We start from the raw sequence: 26,562 nt of genomic DNA, 5'->3' as shown, positions 1-26,562 counted from the left end.
AGTGGACACGATTGCCAGTCTTTTCAGCTTCATCACCACACCCGTCTCCTGGGTCATCGTCCAGTTCCACAAGGTGTACGGCGCCATCTTCGGCCCTGACACCGGGTGGGCCTGGGGCCTGTCGATCGTGTCCCTGGTGATCCTGATCCGTATCTGCCTGATCCCGCTCTTCGTGAAGCAGATCAAGTCGACGCGGGCCATGCAGACGCTCCAGCCCGAGATGAAGAAGATCCAGGAGCGCTACAAGAACGACAAACAGCGTCAGTCCGAAGAGATGATGAAGCTGTACAAGGAGACGGGCACCAACCCGCTCTCCTCGTGCCTTCCCATCCTGGCGCAGTCGCCGTTCTTCTTCGCCCTGTACCACGTGCTCAACGGCATCGCGACCGGCTCCACGATCGGTGTCATCAACGACTCGCTGCTGGCCAGCGCCCGTAAGGCGCACATCGTCGGCGCCCCTCTCGCGGCGAAGTTCACCGACGGTTCGTCGAAGGTGGAGGCCCTCGGCGCCTCCCTCACCGACGTCCGCGTCGTCACCGCGGTCATGATCGTCCTGATGTCGGCGTCGCAGTTCTACACACAGCGCCAGCTGATGACGAAGAACGTCGACACCACGGTCAAGACGCCGTTCATGCAGCAGCAGAAGATGCTGATGTACGTCTTCCCGGTCATGTTCGCCGTCTTCGGCATCAACTTCCCGGTCGGTGTCCTCGTCTACTGGCTGACCACCAACGTGTGGACCATGGGCCAGCAGATGTACGTCATCCGCAACAACCCGACCCCGGGTTCGAAGGCTCAGGCCGCCTACCTGGACCGCCTGACCAAGCACGTCACGACCCACGGCAAGGCCCGCAAGCGCAGCGAGCGCACCATCATCAAGGCGATCGTCGCCAAGGGCCGGGACCGCAACGAGTTCGAGCGCAAGTTCATCAACGGTCTGAACAAGGCGGGTCTCGCCGCCCAGACCGACGGCTCCGTGATCCAGAGCGAGTCCCAGGCCGCGGTCCAGAACGAGGACGGCACGCCGACCAGCGCCGCCGCCCCCAAGCGCCAGCAGCCCAAGCGGCAGAGCAAGTCCCAGCGCCAGTCGGGCACGGCCGGTTCGAAGCCGGAGTCCTCGGCACCGACCTCGCTGAGCAAGTCGTCCGACGAGCCCGAGGACGCGACGCCCGAGGACGCCAAGCCCGCCGCTGCCGCCAAGAAGCAGCCCGGCGCCGGCAACCGCAGCAAGGCCCAGTCCGGACAGCGCAAGGGCCCGCAGCGGCCCAAGTCCCCGTCCAAGAAGTAACGAAGGAGTCCATCCCGTGACGGAAGGCACCACCTCCGCCGCTGCCGAGGGTGCAGACACCCTGACCCGCCTGGAGCAGGAGGGCGAGATCGCGGCGGACTACCTCGAGGGTCTGCTCGACATCGCCGATCTCGACGGCGACATCGACATGGACGTCGAGGCCGACCGCGCCGCTGTCTCGATCATCAGCGACGCGAGCGGCCGCGACCTGCAGAAGCTGGTCGGCCGGGACGGCGAAGTGCTGGAAGCCCTTCAGGAGCTCACGCGCCTGGCCGTGCACCGGGAGACCGGGGACCGCAGTCGGCTGATGCTGGACATCGCCGGCTACCGGGCCAAGAAGCGGGCCGAGCTCTCCGAGCTGGGCGCCAAGGCCGCCGCCGACGTCAAGAACACCGGCGAGTCCGTGAAGCTCCAGCCGATGACGCCGTTCGAGCGCAAGGTCGTCCACGACGCGGTCAAGGCCGCCGGGCTCCGCAGCGAGTCCGAGGGCGAGGAGCCGCAGCGCTTCGTCGTCGTGCTTCCCGCCTGATCGGTCCCAACGTTCCTCCGGCCCCGTCTGTAGAGCAGACGGGGCCGAACTTTGTCAGCCTGATAGTTCTGGTGGTCGGCGCCCGGTGCGCCTGACGCGGTACGGAAGGACGGTTCCCCGTGACGGAGGCAGCGGAGCTTCCCCCCGCGCCCGAGCAGGCGCGAGAGGTGTTCGGCGATCGCTACACGGACGCGGTGCGCTACGCCGAACTGCTGGCTGAGGCGGGCGTGCAGCGCGGTCTCATCGGCCCACGCGAGGTGCCGCGCCTGTGGGAGCGGCATCTGCTGAACTGCGCGGTGCTCTCGGAAGTTGTTCCCGAGGGCGTGACGGTCTGCGACGTCGGCTCCGGCGCCGGCCTGCCCGGCATCCCCCTGGCCCTCGTCCGCGAGGACCTGAAGATCACGCTGCTGGAGCCCCTGCTGCGGCGCACGAACTTCCTGACCGAGGTTGTGGAGCTGCTGGGCCTGGACCATGTGACGGTCGTCCGAGGCCGGGCCGAGGAGGTCATGGGCAAGCTGACACCGGTGCACGTGGTGACGGCACGGGCCGTGGCTCCGCTGGACCGGCTGGCGACCTGGGGCATCCCCCTGCTGCGTCCCTACGGGGAGATGCTCGCCCTCAAGGGCGACACCGCGGAGGAGGAGCTCAAGGCCGCGTCGACCGCGCTGAGCAAGCTCGGTGCGGTGGAGACCTCCATCCTGCAAGTGGGTGAGGGAGTCGTCGATCCGTTGTCCACGGTGGTGCGGGTCGAGGTCGGGGAGAGCCCTGGCGGTGTGCGGTTCGCGGCCAAGCGCGCCAAGGCGGCCCGCACGGGTCGTACCCGTCGGCGTCGCTGATCCGTCCTGACGACGAGACGTACTCCACACAAGCTGCCAAACCTACGCATGCCGGAGTGTCGCGGCAGAACGGGCACGGCTGCCCTGCATCGTGTTTCACGTGAAACGTCGCTCACTGCTGCACGGCATCATCAGCCGGGGCCGCGCCGCGGCCGAACCCCGCGACCGAAAGCCTCTCGGGTCACTCGGAGAGGTAACGGAGTTGTCCACAGAGGTGGATTTCTCCACAGAACAACAGGCCTCACTGGTTCACGACCCCGAAGACATGGGAGGCTCTGTTCATTGCGAGCCTGAAGTCGAGGAGAGTGAATCCTTGCGGTCCGACGCCAACATCGCGGGACCGATGACCGATCCGGTCCCCGGTCCCCGAACCGAGTCGATGGGGGACGATGTTTCACGTGAAACACCGCCTCCGATGGACGACACTCCGATCGGTCGTGCTGCCCAACTGGCGGTAGAGGCTCTGGGCCGTGCCGGCGAGGGCCTGCCACGGCCCGAGCAGACCCGGATCATGGTCGTCGCCAACCAGAAGGGTGGGGTGGGCAAGACGACGACGACCGTCAATCTTGCCGCTTCGCTGGCTCTGCACGGCGGCCGTGTCCTGGTGATCGACCTCGACCCCCAGGGCAACGCCTCCACGGCGCTGGGTATCGACCACCACGCCGAAGTCCCTTCCATCTACGACGTCCTGGTGGAGAGCCGGCCGCTGGCCGAGGTCGTCCAGCCGGTCCCTGATGTCGAGGGCCTCTTCTGCGCCCCCGCCACGATCGATCTCGCCGGTGCGGAGATCGAGCTGGTGTCCCTGGTGGCACGTGAGAGCCGGCTCCAGCGCGCGATCCAGGCGTACGAGCAGCCCTTGGACTACATCCTCATCGACTGCCCGCCCTCGCTCGGCCTGCTGACGGTCAACGCGCTCGTGGCCGGTGCGGAGGTCCTCATCCCGATCCAGTGCGAGTACTACGCGCTGGAAGGACTCGGGCAACTGCTGCGCAACGTCGACCTGGTGCGGGGTCACCTCAACCCCACCCTGCATGTGTCGACCATCCTGCTCACCATGTACGACGGCCGGACACGCCTCGCGTCCCAGGTCGCCGACGAGGTGCGCACCCACTTCGGTGACGAGGTGCTGCGGACGAGCATTCCCCGCTCGGTCCGTATCTCCGAGGCGCCGAGCTACGGACAGACGGTGCTGACCTACGATCCCGGATCGAGCGGTGCCCTGTCCTACCTTGAGGCGGCGCGAGAGATCGCATTGAAGGGTGTCGGCGTCAGCTACGACCCGACACAGGCGCACATCGGCGCACAGAGCAACCCGAGCATGGTGGAGGGGATCCAGTGAGCGAGCGACGGAGGGGTTTGGGCCGTGGTCTCGGCGCACTGATCCCCGCTGCCCCGACGGAGAAGACGCCGACCCCGGCGGCGATGGGGGGCGCTGGTTCCGCGTCCCCGACATCCGTCCCGGTGCTGACGACCGACCGTGGGGTGGCCGCGGCGAAGGTGGCCACACTGCCGCCTGTTTCACATGAAACCGAGGAGCCGTCGGCCAACGGCTACGCGGAGACGCCCGCGCCTCCCATCGGCGCCCACTTCGCGGAGCTGCCGCTCGACTTCATCACGCCGAACCCGCGTCAGCCGCGTGAGGTCTTCGATGACGACGCGCTTCAGGAACTGGTCACCTCCATCCAGGAGGTCGGTCTCCTCCAGCCGATCGTCGTACGCCAGGTCGGTCCCACCCGCTACGAGCTCATCATGGGCGAGCGGCGCTGGCGGGCCAGCCGTGAGGCCGGCCTGGAGGCGATCCCCGCGATCGTCCGGGCCACGGACGACGACAAGCTTCTCCTGGACGCCCTCCTGGAGAACCTGCACCGGGCTCAGCTGAACCCGCTGGAAGAGGCCGCGGCCTACGACCAGTTGCTGAAGGACTTCAACTGCACGCACGACCAGCTGGCGGACCGCATCGGCCGGTCCCGCCCGCAGGTCTCCAACACCCTGCGCCTGCTGAAGCTCTCGCCGGCGGTACAGCGCCGGGTGGCCGCCGGGGTCCTCTCCGCCGGACACGCCCGCGCGCTGCTCTCCGTGGAGGACTCGGAGGAGCAGGACCGGCTGGCCCACCGGATCGTGGCTGAGGGACTTTCGGTGCGTGCCGTCGAGGAGATCGTGACCCTGATGGGCTCGCGGCCGCAGACGGCTCAGCGCTCGAAGGGGCCCCGGGCGGGCACTCGGGTCTCCCCGGCTCTGTCCGACCTCGCGACGCGGCTCTCGGACCGCTTCGAGACCCGGGTGAAGGTCGACCTGGGTCAGAAGAAGGGCAAGATCACGGTCGAGTTCGCCTCCATGGAGGACCTTGAGCGCATCCTCAGCTCCCTCGCCCCCGGTGAGGGACCGGTCCTCCAGAAGAGCATGCTGGACGACGAGGCCGAGGAGCCGGAAGCCTGATCCAGGCTTCGCCGGGGTGACACCGCCCAGGCGGAACACGTAGAGCGGGCCGTGTCCGGTGTGTACCGGAACACGGCCCGCTCTTTGCTTTCAGGCGGTATCGATGGAATCCCTGTGTGGATACGATGCGACTGGGTGTGGCACATCCACCCGGCAGCACCTCTGAGGGGAGGCAGGGGCCATGCGAACGGTGAGCCGAAGCGGACTGGTGAGCGCGGGCCTGGGACTGGGGGCGGTCGGCGGATTCGTCGGCAGCCTGCTCAGGGAACGGAGCGCTCTGACGGCCGCCCGCGACGCGGCGGGCGAAGGAAGCGAGGAACAGCCTTCATGGGGCGCCGGCTCGTACCGCTCACGCTGGACAACCTTCAGGACCTCCCCAACCGCTGCCGCTCGTGTGTCTTCTGGGAGTTGGACCCCGTCAGCGGAGAAGCCGCGGTAAAAGCGGGAACAGCCGCGATGGAGAAGGAAGCCTGGATCTCCGCCGTCCTGCTGGACTGGGGATCATGCGGGCGGGTCGTCTACGTCGACGACGTACCGGTCGGCTTCGTGCTCTACGCCCCTCCCGCCTACGTGCCCCGCTCTTCGGCGTTTCCCACAAGTCCCGTCTCTCCGGACGCCGTTCAGCTGATGACGTCGTTCATCATGCCGGGCTATCAGGGGCAGGGGCTGGGCCGGGTGATGGTGCAGACGGTCGCCAAGGATCTGCTGCGGCGGGGCTTCAGGGCGATCGAGGCTTTCGGTGACGCCCGCTGGAAGGAGCCCGCGTGTGTGCTCCCCGCGGATCATCTCCTGGCGGTCGGCTTCAAGACGGTCCGGCCTCATCCCGCTTACCCGAGGCTGCGGTTGGAACTGCGCACCACGCTCTCCTGGAAGGAAGACGTGGAGATGGCACTGGACCGGCTTCTGGGGGCCGTACAGAAGGAACCGGCGCTGCGCCCGTTGTGACGGACATGAAGAAGGGGCCGACCCTCACGGGCCGGCCCCTTCGTGTTTCACGTGAAACATCACTCGGCGATGAAGTCCTCAAGGTCGCGGACGATCGCGGCCTTCGGCTTGGCACCGACGATGGTCTTGGCGACCTCGCCGCCCTGGTACACATTGAGCGTCGGGATGGACATGACGCCGTACTTGGCGGCCGTACCCGGGTTCTCGTCGATGTTCAGCTTGACGATCTCGATCTTGTCGCCGTACTCGGCGGCGATCGCCTCGAGGGACGGCGCGATCTGGCGGCACGGACCGCACCAGGCGGCCCAGAAGTCCACCAGGACGGGCTTGTCGCTCTTCAGGACGTCCTGCTCGAAGGAATCGTCGGTCACGTTCTTCAGGGTGCCGGCCACGGCGGGCTCCTTAACTGGTTGGTGCGGTGGTGCAGGATGGGGGATCAGACAGCGGTCTTCTCGGGCTCGGCCTTCTCCTCGTCCGCGAGGGCGGCGAGGAAGCGCTCGGCGTCGAGAGCGGCGGAGCAGCCGGTGCCGGCCGCGGTGATGGCCTGGCGGTAGGTGTGGTCGACCACGTCACCGGCGCCGAAGACACCGGTCAGGTTGGTGCGGGTCGAGGGAGCCTCGACCTTCAGGTAGCCCTCGCCGTCCAGGTCGAGCTGGCCCTTGAAGAGCTCGGTGCGCGGGTCGTGGCCGATCGCGATGAACAGGCCGGTGACCGCGAGGTCGCTCAGCTCGCCGGTCTTGAGGTTGCGCAGCTTCAGGCCCGAGAGCTTCGGGTCGCCCTGGATCTCGGCGACCTCGCTGTCCCACACGAACTTGATCTTCGGGTCGGCGAAGGCGCGCTCCTGCATCGCCTTGGAGGCGCGCAGGGTGTCCCGGCGGTGGACGATCGTCACGGACTTGGCGAAGCGCGAGAGGAAGGTCGCCTCCTCCATCGCGGTGTCGCCGCCGCCGATCACGGCGATGTCCTGGTCCTTGAAGAAGAACCCGTCACAGGTGGCACACCAGGAGACACCGCGGCCGGAGAGGGCGTCCTCGTTCGGCAGGCCGAGCTTGCGGTGCTGAGAGCCGGTCGTGACGATGACGGCCTTGGCGCGGTGCACCGTGCCCGAGGTGTCGGTGACGGTCTTGATCTCACCGGTCAGGTCGACGCTGACGATGTCGTCCGGAACGAGCTCGGCACCGAAGCGCTCGGCCTGGCCGCGCATGTTGTCCATGAGCTCGGGGCCCATGATGCCGTCCTGGAAGCCGGGGAAGTTCTCCACCTCGGTGGTGTTCATCAGCGCACCGCCGGCGGTGACGGCGCCCTCGAACACCAGCGGCTTCAGCGACGCGCGCGCGGTGTAGAGCGCCGCCGTGTAGCCGGCGGGCCCGGAGCCGATGATGATCACGTTACGGACGTCGCTCACGGCTTGGTTCCTCGTCTCTGGACTGCGTCGTCGGACCGGTGGAGCCCTCTCGGAACTCTCACCCCACCCAACGGATCCTAAGGGGCGCGCATTCCCGGTGTGTCCGGGCACACGGAGAGGCCACACCGTACGCATTACCACGGAGAGCGGAGACGAAGCCTGAGCACTCAGGAGTGGGCGTAGGACCGCTTCAGCAGAACCTTCGCCGCGCCGGAGGGGGCGTCCTTCACGCAGGACGCGTCCATGACGTAGGCGGTGACCTTCGTGCTGTCCGAGGGGTCACGCAGCACGACCAGGAGAGCGTCTGTCCCCTTGTAGATGCCGTCCTCGGTCGCGAGGGGCGAACCGTTGCTGTGGATGCCCTTCTGGATACACAGCGGAATGTCGGGCGTCGACAGGATCCTGGGATCTCCTGAGCCGGGAATGTCAGCGGCGCCCATGCTGGTGTGCGGGGCCCGCGACCCTCCGCTCGCGCTCTGCTTCTGCGTGAGGAGGTCGGACACCTGCTTCTCCAGGCCGCTCGTCGAGAAGGTGTCAGCGGCGGTGGACGTCTCTCCCCGAGCTGTGTCGTCGGAGGACTTGCCGTCGTCCAGTGTGGACAGCAGCACCGAACCGAATCCCAGAGCGGCAACCGTGAATACGGTGCCCAGGACGGCGACCCTGCGTCGGCCGCTCCTCTTGCGTTCCTTGCGGCCGGGGCCGGCGGTCGAGGAGCGGGCGTGACCCGCGGGGCGGTCCGAGGCAGGCGATGTTTCACGTGAAACATGCGCGGTCTCTACCGGCTCGGGGTCGTTCAGTTCGTGCACGGCTTCGGGAGCCGTGGCTTGCAGCAGCGCCTCCGCGGCGAGAGCGGCATCGATCCGTCCGGCCACGTCGTCGGGCATGCGCGGCGGGCCCGGCAGGGTGCCGAGGAGTCCGCGGATCTCCTCCAGCGACGCGTGGACGTCCGCGCAGAGTTCGCACTCGTCCAGATGCCGCCGTACGTCTGCGGTCCTGGACGCGGGGAGCAGGCCTTCGGTGAGGTCGGAGATCTCCGCGACATCCGGGTGCCCGGCCGTGTCTGTCGTGGATGTCACGCTCGCCCACCTCCGCCCTTCACTGCAGCTGAATCGCTTGATCCTGAGTCCGGCGGGCCTTCTGACGGAGGTCCCGCTGCGGGTGGGACGGATGTCCCCTGCGTCCGGTTCCTTCCTGAGCCCTGTCGGCTGCCGTCACCGGTGTTTTCCGGCCGGAGGTGAGTCAGGAGGGGGAGGAGTCTCGCTCTGCCCCGGGCGCAGCGGCTCTTCACCGTCCCTGTCGGGACGTCGAGCACGCGGGCGGCCTCGGCGACGGGGTAGCCCTGCATGTCCACCAGGACGAGGGCGGCGCGCTGGTCGGGCGGGAGGGTGCCGAGCGCCTCCAGGAGCTGGCGGTGGAGGTCGTTGCGCTCGGCGGGCGCCGACGCCTCCTCGTGCGGCTCCAGAAGCTGCTCGAGCCTCTCTGTGTCGTCGACGGGAGACGTCTTTCTGGAGGCCGCCTTCCGGGCGCGGTCGAGGCAGGCGTTCACTGTGATGCGATGCAGCCACGTTGTGACCGCCGACTGGCCCCGGAAGGTGTGGGCGGCCCGATACGCGGACACCAGGGCGTCCTGAACGGCGTCAGCGGCCTCCTCACGGTCCCCGAGCGTCCGCAGGGCCACGGCCCACAGCCGGTCCCGATGCCGCCGCACGATCTCACCGAAGGCGTCGGGGTCGCCGTCTACGTGCCGGGCCAGGAGGTCCTGATCGCTGGTGTCGCCATACACGGTGTCATCTGCCATCGGACCCCCTCCCGCTCAGCCTCAACTGGTGATCTTGATGTCGGCCACTCGGCCGCGGTAGGTGCCTTGATCTGTCAGCGGCAGCTTGGTCAACCAGATCAGAAGGTATCGGGATTTCAGGGCCTCGTCCGGCTTGAGCGTCACGCTCGTACCAGATCCTTGAGCGACCTTGGCGTAGGAGTCGAAGTCCGTGGGCCTCGCACCCGTGTCGCTGGAAGCGGCGCGCAGTTCGACGGACGTGTCGCCCACGAACGAGACGGTGACCTTCCCGATGTCCTGGACCTTGCCGAGATCGAGGATGATGCCGAGGCCAGGCTTCAGGTTCCCGAAGTCGGCACCCTTGTAGAAGTCGGTCTGCCAGTACGACGAGGGATCGCTGTCGTAAGCCTTGCTGATGTCGGCCGGCTTTTCGGAGCCGTCGCCGAACGGGTCGAAGTCGTACCCCTTGGCGATGGTGATCGGCGTGCTGGCCGCCTTCGTCGGGCTCTTGTCGCCGCCGTCCGTCGTCTGCGTCTGGTTGGTGTCGTCCGACTTGCCGTCCCGGTCCATCAGTGCGTCCGCCAGCTGCCAACTGCCCAGGCCGAGCGCGGCGATGAGGAGGGCCGAGACGGCCCACTTCAGGGCTCGGCCGGTGCGGCTCTGGAGCGGTGGCGGCGGGGTCGGGACCGGCTGGGTGATGCCGGGGCGCGGGGCCGGGCGGCCGTACGTGCCCTGCTGGTACGTCGTGCGCTGGTACTCGGGAGGCGCGGTGTACGACGGCTCCGGCGGGCGGATGCGGGGCATCTCGCCGATCGCCTTGACCAGTTCCTCGGGTGTGGTGCACGGCGCCTCGTGGCGGGAGGCTGTCGCGCCGTCGTTGGCGAGTGCCCGCATCGACAGCTCGGACAGGCCGCGGTGGACGCCCGCCCGGACCTGGTCGGGGGCGATGAGACCGACGCCCTTGGGCAGCCCCGCGAGGCCGTACGCGTCGCTCTCGTACGGCCAGCGCTGGGTGAGCGCCGCGTACAGGAGGGCGCCGATCGCCTCGGTGTCCGTGCGCTGCGGGGTCTCCGAACTGACGCCCCGCAGCGCGGCGTTCACGGCGAGGCCGCGGATACGCCACTGCCCGCTCGACGTACGCAGGACCGCGTTCGGGTTCAGTCGCAGGTGCGCGAGGCCCTCACGGTGGGCCGCGGCCATCGCGGAGGCCACCTGAGTGACCATCTGGTAGGCGTCGTACACCTCCAGCGGTCCCGGCGCGAGGAGAGCGGTCAGCTCGGTCGCGTCGGGCAGCCACTCATGGACGACGTAGACGAGGTCGTTCTCCTCGACCGCGTCCAGGACCTGCACGAAGCGAGGGTCGCCCAGCAGCGCGGAGGAACGGGCCGCGGCCAGCACGGAACGCGCCCGCGCATGGTCCGCGGGCAGGATGTGGACGCCGACCGCGCGACGCAGTTTCTCGTCCACGGCCCGCCAACTGCTGAACCCGTCCAGACGGGTGACGCACTCCTCGAGACGGTAGCGTCTGGCGAGTTTGTGGCCGCTGTGCAGCTCCGGCGGTGACGCCTTGCCGGGACTCTCGGTCCCGCCACTCCCCTGTGCCTCGACGTCTTCCGTGTCCCGCTCCCGGTTCTTGGCCACGCCGTCGGCCGTGGACTGGTCCGCCTTGGCGGTCAGCGGCTCGTCGCCGCTGTTGTCTGCCACGTCGACGGCAGCCGTGCTCCGTTCCGCCACCGTCGTTCCCTGCCTCCCCATTCGTTGCGCGCCGTGCGACGCAGAATCCAATTGTGCCCACAGTCCGGCGCTATGCACGACACACAGTGGCGGACGATGGTTGTGCGCGTACCCCCGCCTCAGCGCCCCAGACGCCCCCGGACCATGCCGACCAGCGAGTTCATCTCCTCGATCCGCATCTTGCGCGCGGCGACGAAGAAGATCCCGATCAGGACCGCCCCGCCCGCGATGAGCGCGGCGAGCGAACCGACGACGCCCTGACCGAGCGAGTGGCTGATGCCGTAACAGGCCGCGCCGCTGAGCAGAGCGGCCGGAACCGAGGCGATGCAGAGCCGGGCGTAGGTCCGCAGGACGCGGTTGCCGTCCAGGTCGCCGCCCAGGCGCTTGCGCAGCCGCCGCCAGGCGACCCCGACGCCGATCGAGTACGCCAGACCGTAGGCAGCGGCCATGCCGACCACGGCCCAGCGAGGCGGCAGCGCCACGTAACAGACGGCGGACGCGAGGGCGTTGACGGCCGCCACGATGACGGTGTTGTAGAAGGGCGTCCGGGTGTCCTCGTAGGCGTAGAAGGCGCGCAGGACGACGTATTGGACCGAGTAGGGGATCAGGCCGAGGCCGAAGGCCATCAGCATGTACCCCATGTTGGTGGAGGCGCCGGTGCTGGAGGCGCCGAAGATCAGCGTGCACATCGGGATGCCGAGCGAGAGGAAGCCGAAGGCGATGGGAACGATGGCGACCGCCGTCGTGCGCAGCCCCTGCGAGATGTCGTCACGTACGGCGCCGGCGTCGTCCTCCGCGGCCGAGCGGGAGATGCGCGGCAGCAGGGCCGCCATCAGCGACACGGTGATGATGGCCTGCGGGAGGCCCCAGATGAGCTGGGCGTTGGCGTAGGCGCTGAAGCCGGTGCCGGGGATCTTCGTGTCGGCGACGGCCGCGGTGGCGAGCTGGGTGACGACGAGGGCGCCCGCCTGGTTGGCGAGGACGAACAGGATCGTCCACTTTGCGAGCATCGCAGCCTTGCCGAGGCCGTGGCCCTTCCAGTCGAAACGCAGTCGCAGCCGGAACCCGGTCTCGCGCAGGTACGGGATCATCGCGAGGGCCTGCACCACGAGCCCGAGCAGGATGCCCACGCCGAGCAGGCGCTGCCCCTCCGGCGGGATGTTCGTGACGCTCATGCCGGAGTGCGCGGCGGTGCCGTACACCCACAGGAACATCGCGAGCGTCACGATGATGACGATGTTGTTGAGGACCGGGGTCCACATCATCGCGCCGAACTTGCCGCGCGCGTTGAGGATCTGCCCCATCACCACATGGATGCCCATGAAGAAGATGGAGGGCAGGAAGTAGCGGGTGAAGGTGATGGCGACGTCGTTGGCCGCCGGGTTGGTCGCCACGGAGGTCGACAGGGCCTGCACCAGGAGCGGCGCCGCGAACATCGTGAGCGCGGTGAGCGCGGCGAGGGCCACCATGACGAGCGTCAGGAGCCGGTTGGCGAAGGCCTCACCGCCATCGTCGTCCTCCTTCATCGCGCGCACGAGCTGCGGCACGAAGACGGAGTTCAGGCCGCCGCCCACGGTGAGGATGTAGATCATGGTCGGCAGCTGGTACGCCACCTGGAAGGAGTCGCCGAGGAAGGCGGTGCCCAGCGCCGACACGATCAGCGCCGAGCGGACGAAGCCGGTGAGGCGCGAGACCATCGTGCCGGCCGCCATCACGGCGCTCGACTTCAGCAGACCCCCGGCCTTCCCGCCCTTCTTCGCGGGCGCGGTGGGCGTGGCGGGAGGGGTGGGCGCGGCCTGGGCCGTCACGGCCGGCGCGGTGCCGAGGTTCATGGTCTCGTCGGCCGACGGCGCGGGGGCCGCGGGAGCCGGGAACTGCGGGGCCTGAGAGACCGGCGACGGCCCGCCCGGGGCCGGTGCGGGACCCGGCACCGACGGCGGATCCGTCGGACGGCCGCCGCCCTGCTGCTGGTCACGGAAGAGGTGCGCGAAGGCGTCCGGCTCGTGCCGCTCCTCGCCGGCCCGGCTCACCAGGTCGTCGACGCCGACGAACTGGGTGGTGCGAGGGTTGTCGCCGTACGGCAGGTACTGCGTCGGCCCCTCCGGCTCGGGCGCCGGGGTCTGCGCCCACACCTGCGGGTCCGGGGCGTACGGCGTCTGCGCCGGCTGCCCGTACAGCGGCTGCTGCGGCTGGTAGGTGCCGGGCGGCGGCGGGGGGTGCGCGGCGCGGTCGTAGAGCGCCTCGGCGACCGGGTCCTGGGCGGAGAGGTCCTGAGCCCGGTAGGGGTCCTGGTCGTAGGCGTCCTGGAGGTACATGTCCGCGGGAGACTGCGGCGGCACCTGGCCGTTCTCGGGCGGCGGGCCCTCGGGGCGGCCAGAGCTGCCCGCGCCCTGACCGCGGTCACCGTCGTACGGCGCGTTCATGGTTACCCCACCTCATCGTCCCGGGCCCACCGGCCACGACATCCTCAACGGTCCACTCTCTCACCCGTGCCGGACGGGTCGGCGCTTTCCGCTGCGGTGTCCGCTGTCGGGTCACTCGGCTGCCCAGGGTCGTCTGCCCCGGTCCCGGTGCCCGACTCGTCCTTGGGACGGTCCTCGGGGTCCTCGGGGTTCTCCGGACCGTCCACAGCCTCGCCCGCCTCGTCGTCGGGGCCGTTCTGCTCGGCCTCACGGGCGGCCGCCCGCTTGCGCTGGGTGTACATCCGGAAGCCGGCCAGCACCAGCAGCAGGACACCGCCGCCGATGACCAGCATCACCGTGGCCGTGAACTCGGTGACCTTCACGTCGAACCTGACGGCATTGCCGTACGGCTGGCCGTCCTCCGTGTACAGCTGGGCGACCACCGAGGCCTGGCCGTTGGCGTTGGCCGTCGTGGTGAACTTCACCGTCTGGCTGTGCCCGCCCGAGACCTCGACCCGCTGCTCGGAGTAGGACGTGCCGCCGATCTCGAGCCGGTTCGGGCTCAGCGAGGTCAGTCGCAGCCTCAGGTGCTGCACGCCCTGCACCAGGTTGTTCTGGACCGTCACCGGGATGGTGGCGCTGCGGCCGGAGAGCTTGGTCTCCGACTTCTCGATCAGGCTGACCTGGGAGGTCAGTTCGTCGAGGTAGTCCTCGACGTCGCCGCGGAAGGAACTCGCCGCAGCGGTCCGGCCCCGCCACGACGTGGACATCTCGCGGTTCATGGCCCGGCCGAACGGGGTCACGACCCGGGACTCGTCGGAGAGGATCACCCTGAAGTTGTCGAGCTTGTCCTGCGTGTTCGCGATCTGCTGGAAGGCCGCCTTCGGCAGCTCCTGCCTGCGCAGCGAGGACGGGTAGGAGGACGCCGAGGGCACCTTGGTGGTGGCACCGGGGTCGGGCTTGGCCGCGGCCGCCGCCGTGAGCTTCTGGGTCTCGGACCAGTTGCCGGTCTGGAGGGCGGTGATCGCCTCGGCCATCGCACCGGCCTGACTCGCCGTCGGCATCCGCTGCGGGGCGACGACGACACTGCGCTGCTTGTCCGTCTGGAGGCCCAGAGACAGGCTCTGGGCGAGGAAGCGCTGGACGGCGAGCGTCGAGGCGGAGGCCTTCGTGAGATCGCCCTGGAACGCCGTCGACAGCCGGGCGTCCGCGACCACCGCCGTGGTGCCGCCGCCGATCGGCCGGGCCGCGGAGGGCGTGTACGACAGGCCGCCGCTCTCCTGGAGGCTGTCGCTGCGCGCGATCACCTTGTCGGCGCCCGCGGAGGTGGCGACCTTGACGATCGCCGGGTCCACCGCGCCGTTCACGGGCCAGGCGAAGTCGGTGCTCGGGGTCACGTGGAGGACGGTCTTCACGGTGGTGGCGGCGACGTCCGTGGCCTCGTTGAGGTGGTTCAGCGAACCGGTGACGCTCGTGCCGTTGTGGGCGAGGGAGGCGAGGTCGGGGTCGGCGAAGGGCAGTGCGACGACCTCCCGGTCCTCGACCGCGTTCTGGAGCTTCGCCAGCCACGCCTTGGCGACCGCCTGGTGGGTGCCCGCGGTGGTGGTGTCGCCCTCGCCCTGGACCCGGTAGCTGCGCGTCATCGCGTCGACGGACGCCAGCAGGTCGGGGTCGATCACCCAGGTGACGTCGAGATCCTCGCCCAGCGACAGCATCTGGTCCAGTCGGCCGCCCGCCGAGATCTCGTCGGCGAGGTCGTCGTTGAGGAAGACCGGGGTCTGCTGGGCGTTCGAGCCGGTCTCCGCCGTCATGTGGACGGTGGAGACGAGCGGCCACAGGAAGGTCGTCCTCGTCTTCGTGTCGGCCTCGTCGGACTGCCAGGGCAGGAACGTCCGCTGGATGCCCAGCATCTGGTCCCACGACTGCGCGGAGGGCTTGCCCGAGAGCGAGACGGCGAACTGGTAGACGCCGGCGTGGCCGAGGTCCAGTTCGTCGACCGGCACGGAGATGGAGAACGGCTGGGAGACCCCCGGGGTCAGCTTCGCGAAGTCCTGGACGTACTTGCCGCCGACCTCGGACCCGGTGGCGCCCTGGAGGGAGTCGCTGTCGTCGGTGACGGTGTCGATGGAGGAGCGGGTGGTGAGCTCGGGGCCCACCCGCAGATCCACGTGGGCGCCCGTGACGGCCTTCTTGCCGTTGTTGGTGACCGTGCCGGACACGGTCAGCGTGTCACCGTCCGTAGGGGCGCTGGTGCTGAGCGTGTCGACGGTGACGGACACGGAGCCGTCGTCGCCCGCTGCCTGGGCGGGCGTGGCGGCGGGGAGCTGGCACAGGCCGGCCAGTAGTGGCGCCCCCGCCAGCAGGGTTCCGGTGCGCCGCAGCCAGCGGCGGGCAGGTGAGGGACTGGTCCCCTGGAAGTCTGCCGCCTCGGCCACGCGCTCGCCCGTCCCTCGTCGTCGTCAGTGGTCGTCGGAATGTGCGTCCACGCATGGTAACGATGCGCGCTGAGGGGAAGTGCCGCGGACTGCTCCACAAGATCGGAAGACCTGGCCGTGCTGTCCCGTATGTGCACGTATAAAGGGGAGCACGTCCGTGAGTCTCCGGGGCAGACCTTGTGCAGGTGGGGATGAAGACTCGGTGCACGTTTAATGGAGGCGCTCCCTGCCGCCGGGGCCACGTACCCTCTTCTGTTGTGCCGAACGCCAACGAAGACAACCTCAGTGCCCCGATCCAGGTACGGAATCGCGCGGTGGACGAACCGTTCCGTGTCGCTCCCGTCGCCGACGACCTCGCTCGCCGTTTCCAGGAGGCCGGGTTCTCTCTCGCCCTGGTCGGCGGCTCGGTCCGGGACGCACTGCTCGGCCGGCTCGGCAACGACCTGGACTTCACGACCGACGCCCGGCCTCAGGACGTCCTGAAGATCGTGCGGCCGTGGGCGGACGCCGTGTGGGAGGTCGGGATCGCCTTCGGCACGGTGGGGGCGCAGAAGGACGGCTACCAGATCGAGGTGACCACCTACCGGTCCGAGGCGTACGACCGCACCTCGCGCAAGCCGGAGGTGTCGTACGGCGACTCGATCGAGGAGGACCTCGTCCGCCGTGACTTCACCGTGAACGCGATGGCGGTCGCTCTGCCGGAGAACAAGTTCATCGACCCGCACGGCGGCCTCGACGACCTCGCGGCGCGTGTGCTGCGTACACCGGGCACCCCCGAGGAGTCCTTCTCGGACGACCCGCTGCGGATGATGCGGGCCGCCCGCTTCGCGGCCCAGCTGGACTTCGAGGTGGCGCCCGAGGTGGTCACCGCCATGGCGGAGATGTCCGGGCGCCTGGAGATCGTCTCCGCGGAGCGGGTGCGGGACGAGCTGAACAAGCTGATCCTCTCCGCCCACCCGCGCAAGGGCCTGACGCTGCTGGTCGACACCGGGCTCGCCGAGCATGTGCTGCCCGAGCTTCCGGCGCTGCGCCTGGAGAGCGACGAGCACCACCGGCACAAGGACGTCTACGAACACACCCTGATCGTCCTGGAGCAGGCCATCGCCCTGGAGGCGGAGGGGCCCGACCTGACCCTCCGGCTGGCCGCGCTGCTGCACGACATCGGCAAGCCGCGCACCCGTCGCTTCGAACAGGACGGCCGGGTCTCGTTCCACCACCACGAGGTGGTCGGAGCGAAGATGACCAAGAAGCGGATGACGGCCCTGAAGTACTCCAACGAACTGGTGAAGGACGTCTCCCGGCTCGTCGAACTCCATCTGCGCTTCCACGGCTACGGCACCGGGGAGTGGACGGACTCGGCGGTCCGCCGCTATGTGCGGGACGCCGGGCCGCTGCTCGACCGGCTCCACAAGCTGACCCGCTCGGACTGCACGACCCGGAACAAGCGCAAGGCGACCGCGCTGTCGCGTGCGTACGACGGTCTGGAGGAGCGGATCTCCCAGCTCCAGGAGCAGGAGGAGCTGGACTCCATCCGGCCCGACCTCGACGGCAACCAGATCATGGAGATTCTCGGTGTGGGGCCCGGCCCTGCCGTGGGCCAGGCGTACAAGCACATGCTGGAGCTTCGTCTGGAGAACGGGCCGATGGAACGCGACGAGGCGGTGGCCGCGCTCAAGGAGTGGTGGGCCGAGCAGAGCTGAGGCTGTGAAACGGGGTCATGTTTCACGTGAAACATGACCCCGGGGGTATCGAGGGGTCGGTGTTTCACGTGAAACACCGACCCCTTCATCGTTCCGGTACCGGCCGGCGTTCCTTCGTCATCGCCAGGGCGACCGCCGCGTAGATGACGGCGACGGTGACCACCAGCGTCACCGAGCGGCCGTCCGGCGGCAGGATCAGGGCGGCGACGGCGGCGGCGCTCACGAAGGCGATGTTGAAGAGCACGTCGTAGACGGAGAAGATCCGGCCCCGGAATCCGTCGTCGACCGAGGACTGCACGATCGTGTCCGTGGCGATCTTCGCGCCCTGGGTGATCAGGCCCAGGACAAAGGCCGCGATGAGCATGGGGGCGGTGGCGAAGGGGAGGCCGAGCGCGGGCTCCAGTACCGCGGCCGCCGCGGCGCACACGACGATCCAGCGCTCCGGCCCGAGTCGTCCCGCGGCCCAGGGGGTGAGTAGGGCCGCCGCGAAGAAGCCGGCGCCGGAGATTCCCAACGCCAGCCCCAGCAGGGCGAGTCCGTCGTCCGGGTCGGAGGTCAGCGCGTACCGGCAGAGCATCAGCACCATGACGAGCAGGGCGCCGTAGCAGAACCGCATCAACGACATCGCGCCGAGCGCCCGGGCCGCCGACCGGCGTGAGGGTGCGGCCAGATGCCGTACACCCGCCACCAGGTCGCGGGCCGTTCCGGCGAGCGCGGCGCCGAGGCCGGGCCTGATCAACTCGCGGTCGGGGCCCAGCAGTTCCGGCGGCATCCGCAGCGAGGCGAGTGCGCCGCACAGGTACAGGCCCGCTCCCAGGAGCACCACGGCCGCGTCGGAGTCGGCGACCAGCAGCCGTACGACGAAGGCGAGGCCGCCGCCCGCGGTCGCGGCGAGTGTTCCCGCCGTCGGGGAAAGCGAGTTGGCGATCACCAGCCGCTCCTCGTCCACCACCCGGGGCAGCGCGGCGGACAGGCCGGACAGGACGAAGCGGTTGACGGCGGTGACGCACAGGGCGGAGACGTAGAAGAGCCAGTCCGGGACGTCGCTGAGGACCAGGACGGCCGTCGCCGATGCCAGCAGGGCGCGCACGAGGTTGCCGTAGAGGAAGACCTGGCGGCGGCGCCAGCGGTCCAGCAGGACGCCGGCGAAGGGGCCCACCAAGGAGTAAGGGAGCAGCAGGACCGCCATCGCGGAGGCGATCGCGGTGGCCGAGGTCTGCTTCTCCGGGGAGAAGACGACGTAGGCGGCGAGCGCGATCTGGAAGACGCCGTCCGCGCCCTGGGAGAGCAGACGCACGGTGAGCAGGCGTCGGAAGTCCCGGAAGCGGAGAAGGACACGCAGATCGCGGACGACGGACATGGGGCACAGCCTCACATACGGCGAGGGTCCCCGGGCGATACCACCCGGAGACCCTCTGTAGCCCTGGCAGGAGCGTTTGGAGTGAGCCTTAGCGCTCGACCTCACCCTTGATGAACTTCTCGACGTTCTCGCGAGCCTGGTCGTCGAAGTACTGGACCGGCGGGGACTTCATGAAGTAGCTGGAGGCCGACAGGATCGGGCCGCCGATGCCGCGGTCCTTGGCGATCTTCGCGGCGCGCAGGGCGTCGATGATGACACCCGCGGAGTTCGGGGAGTCCCAGACCTCGAGCTTGTACTCCAGGCTCAGCGGGACGTCACCGAAGGCACGGCCCTCGAGGCGGACGTAGGCCCACTTGCGGTCGTCGAGCCACTGCACGTAGTCCGACGGGCCGATGTGGACGTTCTTCGCGCCGAGGTCCCGGTCGGGGATCTGCGAGGTCACGGCCTGCGTCTTGGAGATCTTCTTGGACTCCAGGCGCTCGCGCTCGAGCATGTTCTTGAAGTCCATGTTGCCGCCGACGTTCAGCTGCATCGTGCGGTCCAGGACGACACCGCGGTCCTCGAACAGCTTCGCCATCACACGGTGCGTGATGGTGGCGCCGACCTGGGACTTGATGTCGTCGCCGACGATCGGGACGCCCGCCGCGGTGAACTTGTCCGCCCACTCCTTGGTGCCGGCGATGAAGACCGGGAGGGCGTTGACGAAGGCGACCTTGGCGTCGATGGCGCACTGGGCGTAGAACTTCGCCGCGTCCTCGGAGCCGACGGGCAGGTAGCAGACGAGGACGTCGACCTGCTTGTCCTTGAGGATCTGGACGACGTCGACCGGCTCGGCGTCGGACTCCTCGATGGTCTCCCGGTAGTACTTGCCGAGGCCGTCGAGGGTGTGGCCGCGCTGGACGGTCACGCCGGTGTTCGGCACGTCGCAGATCTTGATGGTGTTGTTCTCGGAGGCGCCGATGGCGTCGGCGAGGTCGAGACCGACCTTCTTCGCGTCCACGTCGAACGCCGCGACGAACTCGACGTCACGGACGTGGTAGTCGCCGAACTGGACATGCATCAGCCCGGGGACCTTCGACGCCGGGTCGGCGTCCTTGTAGTACTCGACTCCCTGAACCAGCGACGCGGCGCAGTTGCCCACGCCGACGACGGCTACGCGAACCGAACCCATTCCGGTTGCTCCCTGTGTGTACGAGTGAGGTCCTGGCAGGGACCTCACGTGGCGGTGTCGCCGGGCGTATCCGGTCCGGGGGTGTCCCCGGACCGGGGCAGGACGCCCGGCGCTCCCTCTGTGGTGTCACGAGCGGTTTCTCCACGGTCGGGGCCTTTGAGGTCCCGGCCGGCCCGCTCGCTCTCGATGAGCTCGTTCAGCCAGCGCACTTCGCGCTCCACGGACTCCATCCCGTGGCGCTGGAGCTCAAGCGTGTAGTCGTCGAGGCGCTCCCGGGTGCGTGCCAGCGAGGCACTCATCTTCTCCAGGCGCTCCTCGAGCCGGCTGCGGCGGCCTTCGAGGACTCGCATGCGGACGTCGCGCGAGGTCTGCCCGAAGAAGGCGAAACGAGCGGCGAAGTGCTCGTCCTCGTACGCGTCGGGGCCCGTCTGCGAGAGCAGCTCCTCGAAGTGCTCCTTACCTTCCGCCGTCAACCGGTAGACGATCTTGGCGCGACGCCCTGCGAGTGGTGCGGCGAGGGCGTCCTCGGTGGTGTTCCCCGGTTCCTCGATCAACCAGCCGTTCGCGACCAGCGTCTTGAGGCAGGGGTAGAGCGTGCCGTAGCTGAACGCACGGAACACGCCCAGTGACGTGTTGAGGCGTTTGCGCAGCTCATAGCCGTGCATCGGAGACTCACGGAGCAGGCCGAGTACGGCGAATTCGAGGATCCCGGAACGCCGGCTCATCGTTGCCTCCTCGTCACTGTCTCGGTCCGATGTATCGACTCGATACATCAAGACGATAGAACGGCCTTCCGGAAGCGACAAGAGGGAGGACGGTGAACGGGATCACATCACTGATTCATGCGAACCAAGTTGCCTGATTTGGGGTGAACTTCGGGGCTCGATGGGTTTTGACGGTGCGTAGTCTGTGCGGCATGCACACCACCGGGAATCAAGTGACGCCTGGGGGGCGTCGCTGTCCCCGGTGCGGTACGGATGAATGCAGGACCGACCACATCCGTACTTCGGGGGGACCGGAAACCAGCCGCCGTTTCCAGGCGCGCAAGGGTGCGCCTGCCCGAGGAGTAGTCCTTCGATGAGCGAGCACCGTCGCAAACCGCCGCAGCCGCAGGGAGGCGGACGTGCCGCGGCCCGACGCGGCCAGTCCGGCCCGTCCTCCGGCCGCCGTGCGGCTCCGCGAGGCGCCACCGGGTCTCTTTCCGACTCCTATGGGACGAGCTCCCAACAGTCGGCTGCCTACGGTCCGGAAGGCGAGGAGCGTCACGGCAGTCGCGCCGAGGCGCGTCGCGCGGCCCAGAGAAGCACGGGTGGTGGTCGCCGCAGAGCGGCCGAACCCGGCCGCGGAGGTCGACGCGGCGCCCCGGCGGGCCGGGGCCGTGCGTCCGACCCCGGCAAGAAGCGGTTCATCGACTATCCGCGCGCGGGCAAGTACGGCGCGGCGCGCTGGGTGCCGTCGTGGAAGCTGATGGCCGGCATGTTCATCGGCTTCATCGGAAGCCTGGTGGCGGTCGCCGGCGTCGGCTACGCGTTGGTGAGCGTTCCCAACGTCGCCGAGACCGCGACGTCCCAGAACAACGTCTTCTACTGGTCGGACAACAGCGAGATGGTGGCCACCGGTGGTGAGACGAACCGCCAGATCGTCAATCTCTCGCAGATCCCGAAGGCGATGCAGTACGCCGTGGTCTCGCAGGAGAACAAGACCTTCTACACCGACAGCGGCATCGACCCCAAGGGCATCGCCCGCGCCGTGTTCAACATGGCCAGGGGCGGCAACACACAGGGTGGCTCCACCATCACCCAGCAGTACGTCAAGAACGCGCGCCTGAACGACCAGTCCCAGACCGTCACGCGCAAGTTCAAGGAGATCTTCATCTCCGTCAAGGTGGGCGCCACGGTCGACAAGGACGAGATCATGGCGGGGTATCTGAACTCCGCCTACTACGGGCGCAACGCGTACGGCATCCAGGCGGCCGCGCGCGCGTACTTCAACAAGGACGCCGTCGACCTCAACCCGGGCGAGTGCGCGTTCCTCTCGGCCATGCTCAAGGGCGCCACCTACTACGACCCCGCGGGCGCGACCTCCATCGACCCGTCCGCCACCCCGGACGCCAACAGCAGGCGGGCCCTGCGGCAGATGCAGGACACCCTCGACAAGATGGTCGAGTACGGCCATCTCAGCGCCGCGGACCGGGCGAAGTACACCCAGCTCCCCGACGTGAAGAACCCCCGGTCGAACAGCGACCTGAAGGGACAGGTCGGCTATCTGGTCGACCTCGCCAAGGCGTATCTGATCAACAACGACATCATCAGCGCCGACAAGCTCCAGCAGGGCGGCTACTCGATCTACACGACCTTCGACAAGAAGAAGGTCTCCGAGCTCGAGGCGGCGGTCACCAAGGTCCGCAAGGAGAACATCGACGCCAAGAAGCGCCCCGACAAGGACACCTTCGTCCAGTTCGGCGGGGCCTCGGTGGAGCCGTCCACCGGTGCGATCCGGGCCTGCTACGGCGGTGAGGACGCGACCAAGCACTTCACCAACAACTGCGACTCGACCGGTGCCCAGGTCGGTTCGACGTTCAAGGCGTTCGTGCTCGCGGCGGCCATGAAGTGGGGCGTGCGCGATCCTGACCTGGGCGAGAGCCAGGCGCAGGACGAGCGCACGGTCGTCAACGCCAAGAGCCTGTACAGCGGCAAGAACGACCTCAAGATCCGGAACTACGACGGGTCGGTCTGGAAGGACAAGGAGGACAAGGAGTGGCTGCAGGAGAACGACGGCAAGCAGTCCTACGGGTCCGCCCCGGACTTCAAGATCGACCTTCGTGAGGCGATGCGGGAGTCGGTGAACTCCGCCTTCGTGCAGCTCGGCATGGACGTCGGCCTGGACAAGGTGAAGGAGTCGGCGATGGACGCCGGCCTCAAGGACAACAGCCTCACCGGCACCAGCTTCCCGTCCTTCTCCATCGGCATCTCCGACCCCAGCGCGATCCGGATGGCGGGCGCCTACGCCACCTTCGCGGCCAGCGGCAAGCAGAACGAGCCGTACTCCGTGGAGAAGGTCACGAGCAAGGACGGCGACATCTTCCGGCACAAGGCGCAGCCCAAGCAGGCGTTCGAGAAGAAGGTCGCCGACAACGTCACCGACGTCCTCAAGACCGTGGTCGACGACGGTACGGGCACCAACGCCCAGCTGACCGGCCGTGAGGTGGCGGGCAAGACCGGTACCACCGACGGCAACAAGTCCGCCTGGTTCGTGGGGTACACCCCCCAGCTGTCCACGTCGATCACGATGTTCCGGATGGACGACAACGAGAGCAACAAGAACCGCACGTTCCTGGAGATGTACGGAACGGGTGGCCAGGAGAAGATCCACGGTGCCTCGTTCCCGTCCGAGATCTGGCACGACTACATGGATCAGGCGCTGAAGGGCCAGAAGTCGATCGACTTCCCGACGCCGGAGCCCATCGGCGAGATCGTCAACGACGTTCCGAGCCCGACGCCCACTCCGACGCCCAGCGCCACCACGTCGCCCACTCCGACTCCGACCCCGACGCCCAGCCAGACGTTCTCGTCTCCGACGCCCACGGCCACCGAGACCTGTCAGTTCGACTGGCAGTGTGACGACTCAGGCGGCACAGACAACGGGGGTACCGACGGGGGCGTGACCTCGACACCGACGGCCACGTCGACGGAGGAGAACGGCAACAACGGAAACGGCAATGGCGGCCTCTTCGGAGGATCGAGAGGTTAGCCGCAAATGACCCGCCGAGGGTGTTTCACGTGAAACATGGGCCGTCGCACCCACCAGGTGCGGCGGCCCTCGGCGTACTCCTAGCCTCGTACGGCAGGATGTGCGCCATGCCCAGTGCTGAATCGACGCCAGCGAGCGTGCACGAGTCGGACCCGGTGCGGCCGACCAAGGACGACGAGATCGCCAGGAGCGGCAGCGAGTTCATCGGTGGCCCGCTCGGGCGACGCGCCCTGCTGGGGACGTCCTGGTGGACCCCCGTCCGGGTCGTCGCGCTCGTGGCCATCGGCATGTTCGCGCTCGGCCTGGTCCAGAAGGCGCCCTGCTACAACGGGGGCTGGTTCTTCGGTGCCAGCACCCAGTACACGCACGCGTGCTACTCGGACATCCCGCACCTCTACCAGGGGCGCGGCTTCGCCGACGGTCTCGTCCCGTACTTCGACAAGCTCCCCGGCGACATGCAGTACCTCGAATACCCGGTCCTGACCGGTGTGTTCATGGAGGTCGCCGCCTGGCTGACGCCGGGCAGCGGAAGCATCCAGCACCAAGAGCAGTGGTACTGGATGGTCAACGCCGGGATGCTGATGGTGTGCGCGGCGATCATCGTCGTCTGCGTCAGCCGGACGCACGCCCGCCGCCCCTGGGACGGCCTCCTGGTCGCCCTGGCGCCCGCCTTCGCGCTGACCGCCACCATCAACTGGGACCTGCTGGCTGTCGCGCTGACGGCCTCCGCGATGCTGATGTGGGCCCGGGGCCGGTCGCTCGCCTTCGGTGTCCTCCTGGGGCTCGCCACGGCCGCCAAGCTCTACCCGGTCTTCCTGCTGGGGCCGCTGTTCGTGCTCTGCTGGCGCGCGGGCAAGTGGCGGGACTTCGGCAAGGCCCTGGGCGGCGCGGTCGTCGCCTGGCTCGTGGTGAACCTGCCCGTGATGCTCTTCGCCTTCGACGGCTGGTCGAAGTTCTACACGTTCAGCCAGGAACGGGGCGTGGACTTCGGCTCCTTCTGGCTGATCATGGCCCAGAACTCGTCGGACCCGCTGAGCACCGAGACCGTCAACACCCTTGCCACGCTGCTGGTGCTGCTGTGCTGCGTGGGTATCGCGGTCCTCACGCTGACCGCCCCGCGCCGCCCCCGTTTCGCGCAGCTCGCGTTCCTGATCGTCGCCGCGTTCATCCTCACCAACAAGGTCTACTCGCCCCAGTACGTCCTGTGGCTGGTGCCGCTGGCGGTGCTGGCCCGGCCGAAGTGGCGGGACTTCCTCATCTGGCAGGCGTGCGAGGTGGCGTACTTCCTGGGGATCTGGCTGTACCTCGCGTACACGACCAGCGGAAACGCCCACAAGGGCCTGCCGACCGACGGCTACCACTGGGCCATCGCACTGCACCTGCTGGGCACGGCGTACCTGTGCGCGATGGTCCTGCGGGACATCCTCATGCCCGAGCGGGACGTGGTGCGGAGAGCCGGCGACGACGATCCCTCGGGCGGTGTGCTCGACGGCGCGGAGGACGTCTTCGTGCTCGGTGCGGCCGCCCATCCGCCGCGGCACGCGTCCCATTTCGAGGGACCGCAGGTGGAGTGGGGCAAGGAGCGGGAGACCACCGACGGTTCGCTCTGAGCGAACAACGTCTGGGGGGACGTAGACAGGCCTGATCACGCAGCGAAAGGCCGTACCCGGGAGATCCGGGTACGGCCTTTTCGTGGTCTCTACGCCGGCTCAGAGGCCGTTTCCGGCGCTGCTCAGCGGTCGACGATCCGGTCGAACTGCGTGGTGGTGTGCCGGAGATGGGCCACCAGCTCCTCGCCGACCTTCGGTTCCGGGGCGTCGGAGGGGACGAACAGGATGGAGACCTGCATGTGCGGCGGCTCGGCGAACCAGCGCTGCTTGCCGCCCCAGACGAACGGCGAAAGGTTCCGGTTGACCGTGGCCAGGCCGGCGCGGGCGACGCCCTTGGCGCGCGGCATGACGCCGTGCAGGGCCTTCGGGGCCTCCAGGCCCACCCCGTGCGACGTACCGCCCGCCACGACCACCAGGAAGCCGTCGGAAGCCGCCTTCTGCTGGCGGTAGCCGAAGCGGTCGCCCTTGGAGACCCGGGTGACGTCCAGGACCGCGCCGCGGTACTCGGTGGAGTCGTGGTCCCCGAGCCACAGCCGGGTGCCGATGCGGGCGCGGAAACGGGTCTGCGGGAACTGCTGCTGGAGCCTGGCGAGGTCCTCGGCCTTGAGGTGGCTGACGAACATGGTGTGCAGCGGCAGGCGAGCCGCGCGCAGCCGGTCCATCCAGCCGATGACCTCCTCGACGGCGTCCGAGCCGTCCGTGCGGTCGAGCGGCAGGTGGATCGCGAAGCCCTCCAGGCGGACGTTCTCTATGGCGGCGTGCAGCTGCGGCAGGTCCTGCTCGCTGATCCCGTGCCGCTTCATCGAGGACATCACCTCGATGACCACACGGGCGCCCACCAGCCCGTAGACGCCGTCGATCGACGACACCGAACGGATCACCCGGTCGGGCAGCGGCACGGGCTCCTCGCCCCGCCGGTACGGCGTCAGCACCAGCAGGTCGCCGCCGAAGAAGTCCTTGATGCGCGCGGCCTCGTAGGTCGTGCCGACCGCAAGGATGTCCGAGCCCAGCCGGGTCGCCTCCTCCGCCAGCCGCTCGTGCCCGAAGCCGTAGCCGTTGCCCTTGCAGACCGGGACGAGCCCCGGGAACCGCTCCTGCACGTGCTTGTGGTGCGCACGCCAGCGCGCGGTGTCGACGTAGAGCGTGAGCGCCATGGCCGGACCCGGAACCTTTCTGGTGGCTGC

The 26,562-nt window shown here is 68.7% G+C and carries 20 protein-coding genes; 9 read left to right on the top strand and 11 right to left on the bottom strand.

What is annotated here, in order from left to right; genetic code table 11:
- The first annotated feature begins 1 nt into the window (after position 1).
- From yidC to G3I78_RS37110, 6 genes are all read left to right on the top strand, one after another.
- Complete coding sequence (gene yidC / locus G3I78_RS37135; protein ID WP_164433041.1) at positions 2 to 1,288, top strand: membrane protein insertase YidC; 1,287 nt, start codon at positions 2 to 4, stop codon at positions 1,286 to 1,288.
- 16 nt (positions 1,289 to 1,304) lie between these two features.
- Positions 1,305 to 1,817 carry a R3H domain-containing nucleic acid-binding protein gene (locus tag G3I78_RS37130; protein ID WP_164433040.1) on the top strand — a complete coding sequence of 171 codons (513 nt, stop codon included), beginning with the start codon at positions 1,305 to 1,307 and terminating at the stop codon, positions 1,815 to 1,817.
- 119 nt (positions 1,818 to 1,936) lie between these two features.
- Positions 1,937 to 2,653 carry a 16S rRNA (guanine(527)-N(7))-methyltransferase RsmG gene (rsmG, locus tag G3I78_RS37125; protein WP_164433039.1) on the top strand — a complete coding sequence of 239 codons (717 nt, stop codon included), beginning with the start codon at positions 1,937 to 1,939 and terminating at the stop codon, positions 2,651 to 2,653.
- Positions 2,654 to 2,918: 265 nt separating this feature from the next.
- Entirely contained in the window at positions 2,919 to 3,992 is a 1,074-nt protein-coding gene (locus G3I78_RS37120; RefSeq protein ID WP_164433038.1) for a ParA family protein, read from the top strand.
- Positions 3,989 to 5,089 (top strand): ParB/RepB/Spo0J family partition protein, encoded by a 1,101-nt coding sequence (locus G3I78_RS37115; RefSeq protein ID WP_164433037.1) that lies wholly within the window; start codon positions 3,989 to 3,991, stop codon positions 5,087 to 5,089. Before G3I78_RS37120 ends, G3I78_RS37115 begins: the two co-directional genes overlap by 4 nt.
- Before the next feature lie 327 nt (positions 5,090 to 5,416).
- Entirely contained in the window at positions 5,417 to 6,034 is a 618-nt protein-coding gene (locus tag G3I78_RS37110; RefSeq protein ID WP_164433036.1) for a GNAT family N-acetyltransferase, read from the top strand.
- 59 nt (positions 6,035 to 6,093) lie between these two features.
- Here the strand turns inward: G3I78_RS37110 and trxA are convergent, their stop codons facing one another.
- The 7 genes from trxA to G3I78_RS37075 all read right to left on the bottom strand — a co-directional run bounded on the left by trxA (position 6,094) and on the right by G3I78_RS37075 (position 15,787).
- Positions 6,094 to 6,426 carry a thioredoxin gene (trxA, locus tag G3I78_RS37105; protein ID WP_007383275.1) on the bottom strand — a complete coding sequence of 111 codons (333 nt, stop codon included), beginning with the start codon at positions 6,424 to 6,426 and terminating at the stop codon, positions 6,094 to 6,096.
- A 44-nt stretch (positions 6,427 to 6,470) separates the two neighbouring features.
- Entirely contained in the window at positions 6,471 to 7,439 is a 969-nt protein-coding gene (gene trxB / locus G3I78_RS37100) for a thioredoxin-disulfide reductase (RefSeq protein ID WP_164433035.1), read from the bottom strand.
- A gap of 167 nt (positions 7,440 to 7,606) precedes the next feature.
- The gene (locus tag G3I78_RS37095) at positions 7,607 to 8,515 is read right to left on the bottom strand and encodes a hypothetical protein (protein ID WP_164433034.1); all 909 of its coding nucleotides are present in this window, start codon (positions 8,513 to 8,515) and stop codon (positions 7,607 to 7,609) included.
- Positions 8,512 to 9,237 (bottom strand): RNA polymerase sigma factor SigM, encoded by a 726-nt coding sequence (gene sigM, locus G3I78_RS37090; protein WP_164433033.1) that lies wholly within the window; start codon positions 9,235 to 9,237, stop codon positions 8,512 to 8,514. The genes G3I78_RS37095 and sigM overlap by 4 nt, the downstream gene beginning before the upstream one ends.
- A gap of 21 nt (positions 9,238 to 9,258) precedes the next feature.
- On the bottom strand, positions 9,259 to 10,950 hold the full coding sequence (locus tag G3I78_RS37085) for a protein kinase family protein (protein ID WP_164433032.1): 1,692 nt from the start codon (positions 10,948 to 10,950) through the stop codon (positions 9,259 to 9,261).
- A 119-nt stretch (positions 10,951 to 11,069) separates the two neighbouring features.
- Entirely contained in the window at positions 11,070 to 13,373 is a 2,304-nt protein-coding gene (murJ, locus tag G3I78_RS37080) for a murein biosynthesis integral membrane protein MurJ (protein WP_164433031.1), read from the bottom strand.
- Between the two features lie 44 nt (positions 13,374 to 13,417).
- On the bottom strand, positions 13,418 to 15,787 hold the full coding sequence (locus tag G3I78_RS37075) for a DUF6049 family protein (RefSeq protein ID WP_164433029.1): 2,370 nt from the start codon (positions 15,785 to 15,787) through the stop codon (positions 13,418 to 13,420).
- 257 nt (positions 15,788 to 16,044) lie between these two features.
- Here G3I78_RS37075 and G3I78_RS37070 point away from each other — a divergent pair, with 257 nt between their 5' ends.
- Positions 16,045 to 17,487: a CCA tRNA nucleotidyltransferase gene (locus G3I78_RS37070; protein WP_164433026.1), complete on the top strand. Its 1,443-nt coding sequence runs from the start codon at positions 16,045 to 16,047 to the stop codon at positions 17,485 to 17,487.
- 85 nt (positions 17,488 to 17,572) lie between these two features.
- Here G3I78_RS37070 and G3I78_RS37065 read toward each other — a convergent pair whose 3' ends face one another.
- The 3 genes from G3I78_RS37065 to G3I78_RS37055 form a co-directional block, all read right to left on the bottom strand.
- On the bottom strand, positions 17,573 to 18,847 hold the full coding sequence (locus G3I78_RS37065) for an MFS transporter (RefSeq protein ID WP_164433024.1): 1,275 nt from the start codon (positions 18,845 to 18,847) through the stop codon (positions 17,573 to 17,575).
- A gap of 88 nt (positions 18,848 to 18,935) precedes the next feature.
- Positions 18,936 to 20,018 carry an inositol-3-phosphate synthase gene (locus tag G3I78_RS37060; RefSeq protein ID WP_164433022.1) on the bottom strand — a complete coding sequence of 361 codons (1,083 nt, stop codon included), beginning with the start codon at positions 20,016 to 20,018 and terminating at the stop codon, positions 18,936 to 18,938.
- A 44-nt stretch (positions 20,019 to 20,062) separates the two neighbouring features.
- The gene (locus G3I78_RS37055) at positions 20,063 to 20,743 is read right to left on the bottom strand and encodes a PadR family transcriptional regulator (RefSeq protein WP_164433020.1); all 681 of its coding nucleotides are present in this window, start codon (positions 20,741 to 20,743) and stop codon (positions 20,063 to 20,065) included.
- Between the two features lie 352 nt (positions 20,744 to 21,095).
- Here G3I78_RS37055 and G3I78_RS37050 point away from each other — a divergent pair, with 352 nt between their 5' ends.
- Both G3I78_RS37050 and G3I78_RS37045 read left to right on the top strand, forming a co-directional pair.
- On the top strand, positions 21,096 to 23,768 hold the full coding sequence (locus tag G3I78_RS37050; RefSeq protein WP_164433018.1) for a transglycosylase domain-containing protein: 2,673 nt from the start codon (positions 21,096 to 21,098) through the stop codon (positions 23,766 to 23,768).
- Positions 23,769 to 23,875: 107 nt separating this feature from the next.
- Positions 23,876 to 25,378: a glycosyltransferase 87 family protein gene (locus tag G3I78_RS37045; RefSeq protein ID WP_164433016.1), complete on the top strand. Its 1,503-nt coding sequence runs from the start codon at positions 23,876 to 23,878 to the stop codon at positions 25,376 to 25,378.
- A gap of 122 nt (positions 25,379 to 25,500) precedes the next feature.
- Here G3I78_RS37045 and G3I78_RS37040 read toward each other — a convergent pair whose 3' ends face one another.
- Positions 25,501 to 26,532, bottom strand: coding sequence for an alanine racemase (locus tag G3I78_RS37040; RefSeq protein WP_164433007.1), 1,032 nt, complete (start codon positions 26,530 to 26,532; stop codon positions 25,501 to 25,503).
- Between the last annotated feature and the right edge of the window lie 30 nt (positions 26,533 to 26,562).

The organism is Streptomyces sp. SID13726 (assembly GCF_010548375.1).
Classification (GTDB): Bacteria; Actinomycetota; Actinomycetes; order Streptomycetales; family Streptomycetaceae; genus Streptomyces.
This window is presented reverse-complemented; position numbering and strand designations above follow the sequence as displayed.

Excerpts from the sequence above, each read along its gene's own strand:
- G3I78_RS37120 (WP_164433038.1), top strand. The coding sequence starts at position 2,919 with ATGGGAGGCTCTGTTCATTGCGAGCCTGAAGTCGAGGAGAGTGAATCC.
- G3I78_RS37110 (WP_164433036.1), top strand. The coding sequence starts at position 5,417 with ATGGGGCGCCGGCTCGTACCGCTCACGCTGGACAACCTTCAGGACCTC.
- sigM (WP_164433033.1), bottom strand. The coding sequence starts at position 9,237 with ATGGCAGATGACACCGTGTATGGCGACACCAGCGATCAGGACCTCCTG.
- murJ (WP_164433031.1), bottom strand. The coding sequence starts at position 13,373 with ATGAACGCGCCGTACGACGGTGACCGCGGTCAGGGCGCGGGCAGCTCT.
- G3I78_RS37065 (WP_164433024.1), bottom strand. The coding sequence starts at position 18,847 with ATGTCCGTCGTCCGCGATCTGCGTGTCCTTCTCCGCTTCCGGGACTTC.
- G3I78_RS37060 (WP_164433022.1), bottom strand. The coding sequence starts at position 20,018 with ATGGGTTCGGTTCGCGTAGCCGTCGTCGGCGTGGGCAACTGCGCCGCG.
- G3I78_RS37055 (WP_164433020.1), bottom strand. The coding sequence starts at position 20,743 with ATGAGCCGGCGTTCCGGGATCCTCGAATTCGCCGTACTCGGCCTGCTC.
- G3I78_RS37050 (WP_164433018.1), top strand. The coding sequence starts at position 21,096 with ATGAGCGAGCACCGTCGCAAACCGCCGCAGCCGCAGGGAGGCGGACGT.
- G3I78_RS37045 (WP_164433016.1), top strand. The coding sequence starts at position 23,876 with ATGCCCAGTGCTGAATCGACGCCAGCGAGCGTGCACGAGTCGGACCCG.
- G3I78_RS37040 (WP_164433007.1), bottom strand. The coding sequence starts at position 26,532 with ATGGCGCTCACGCTCTACGTCGACACCGCGCGCTGGCGTGCGCACCAC.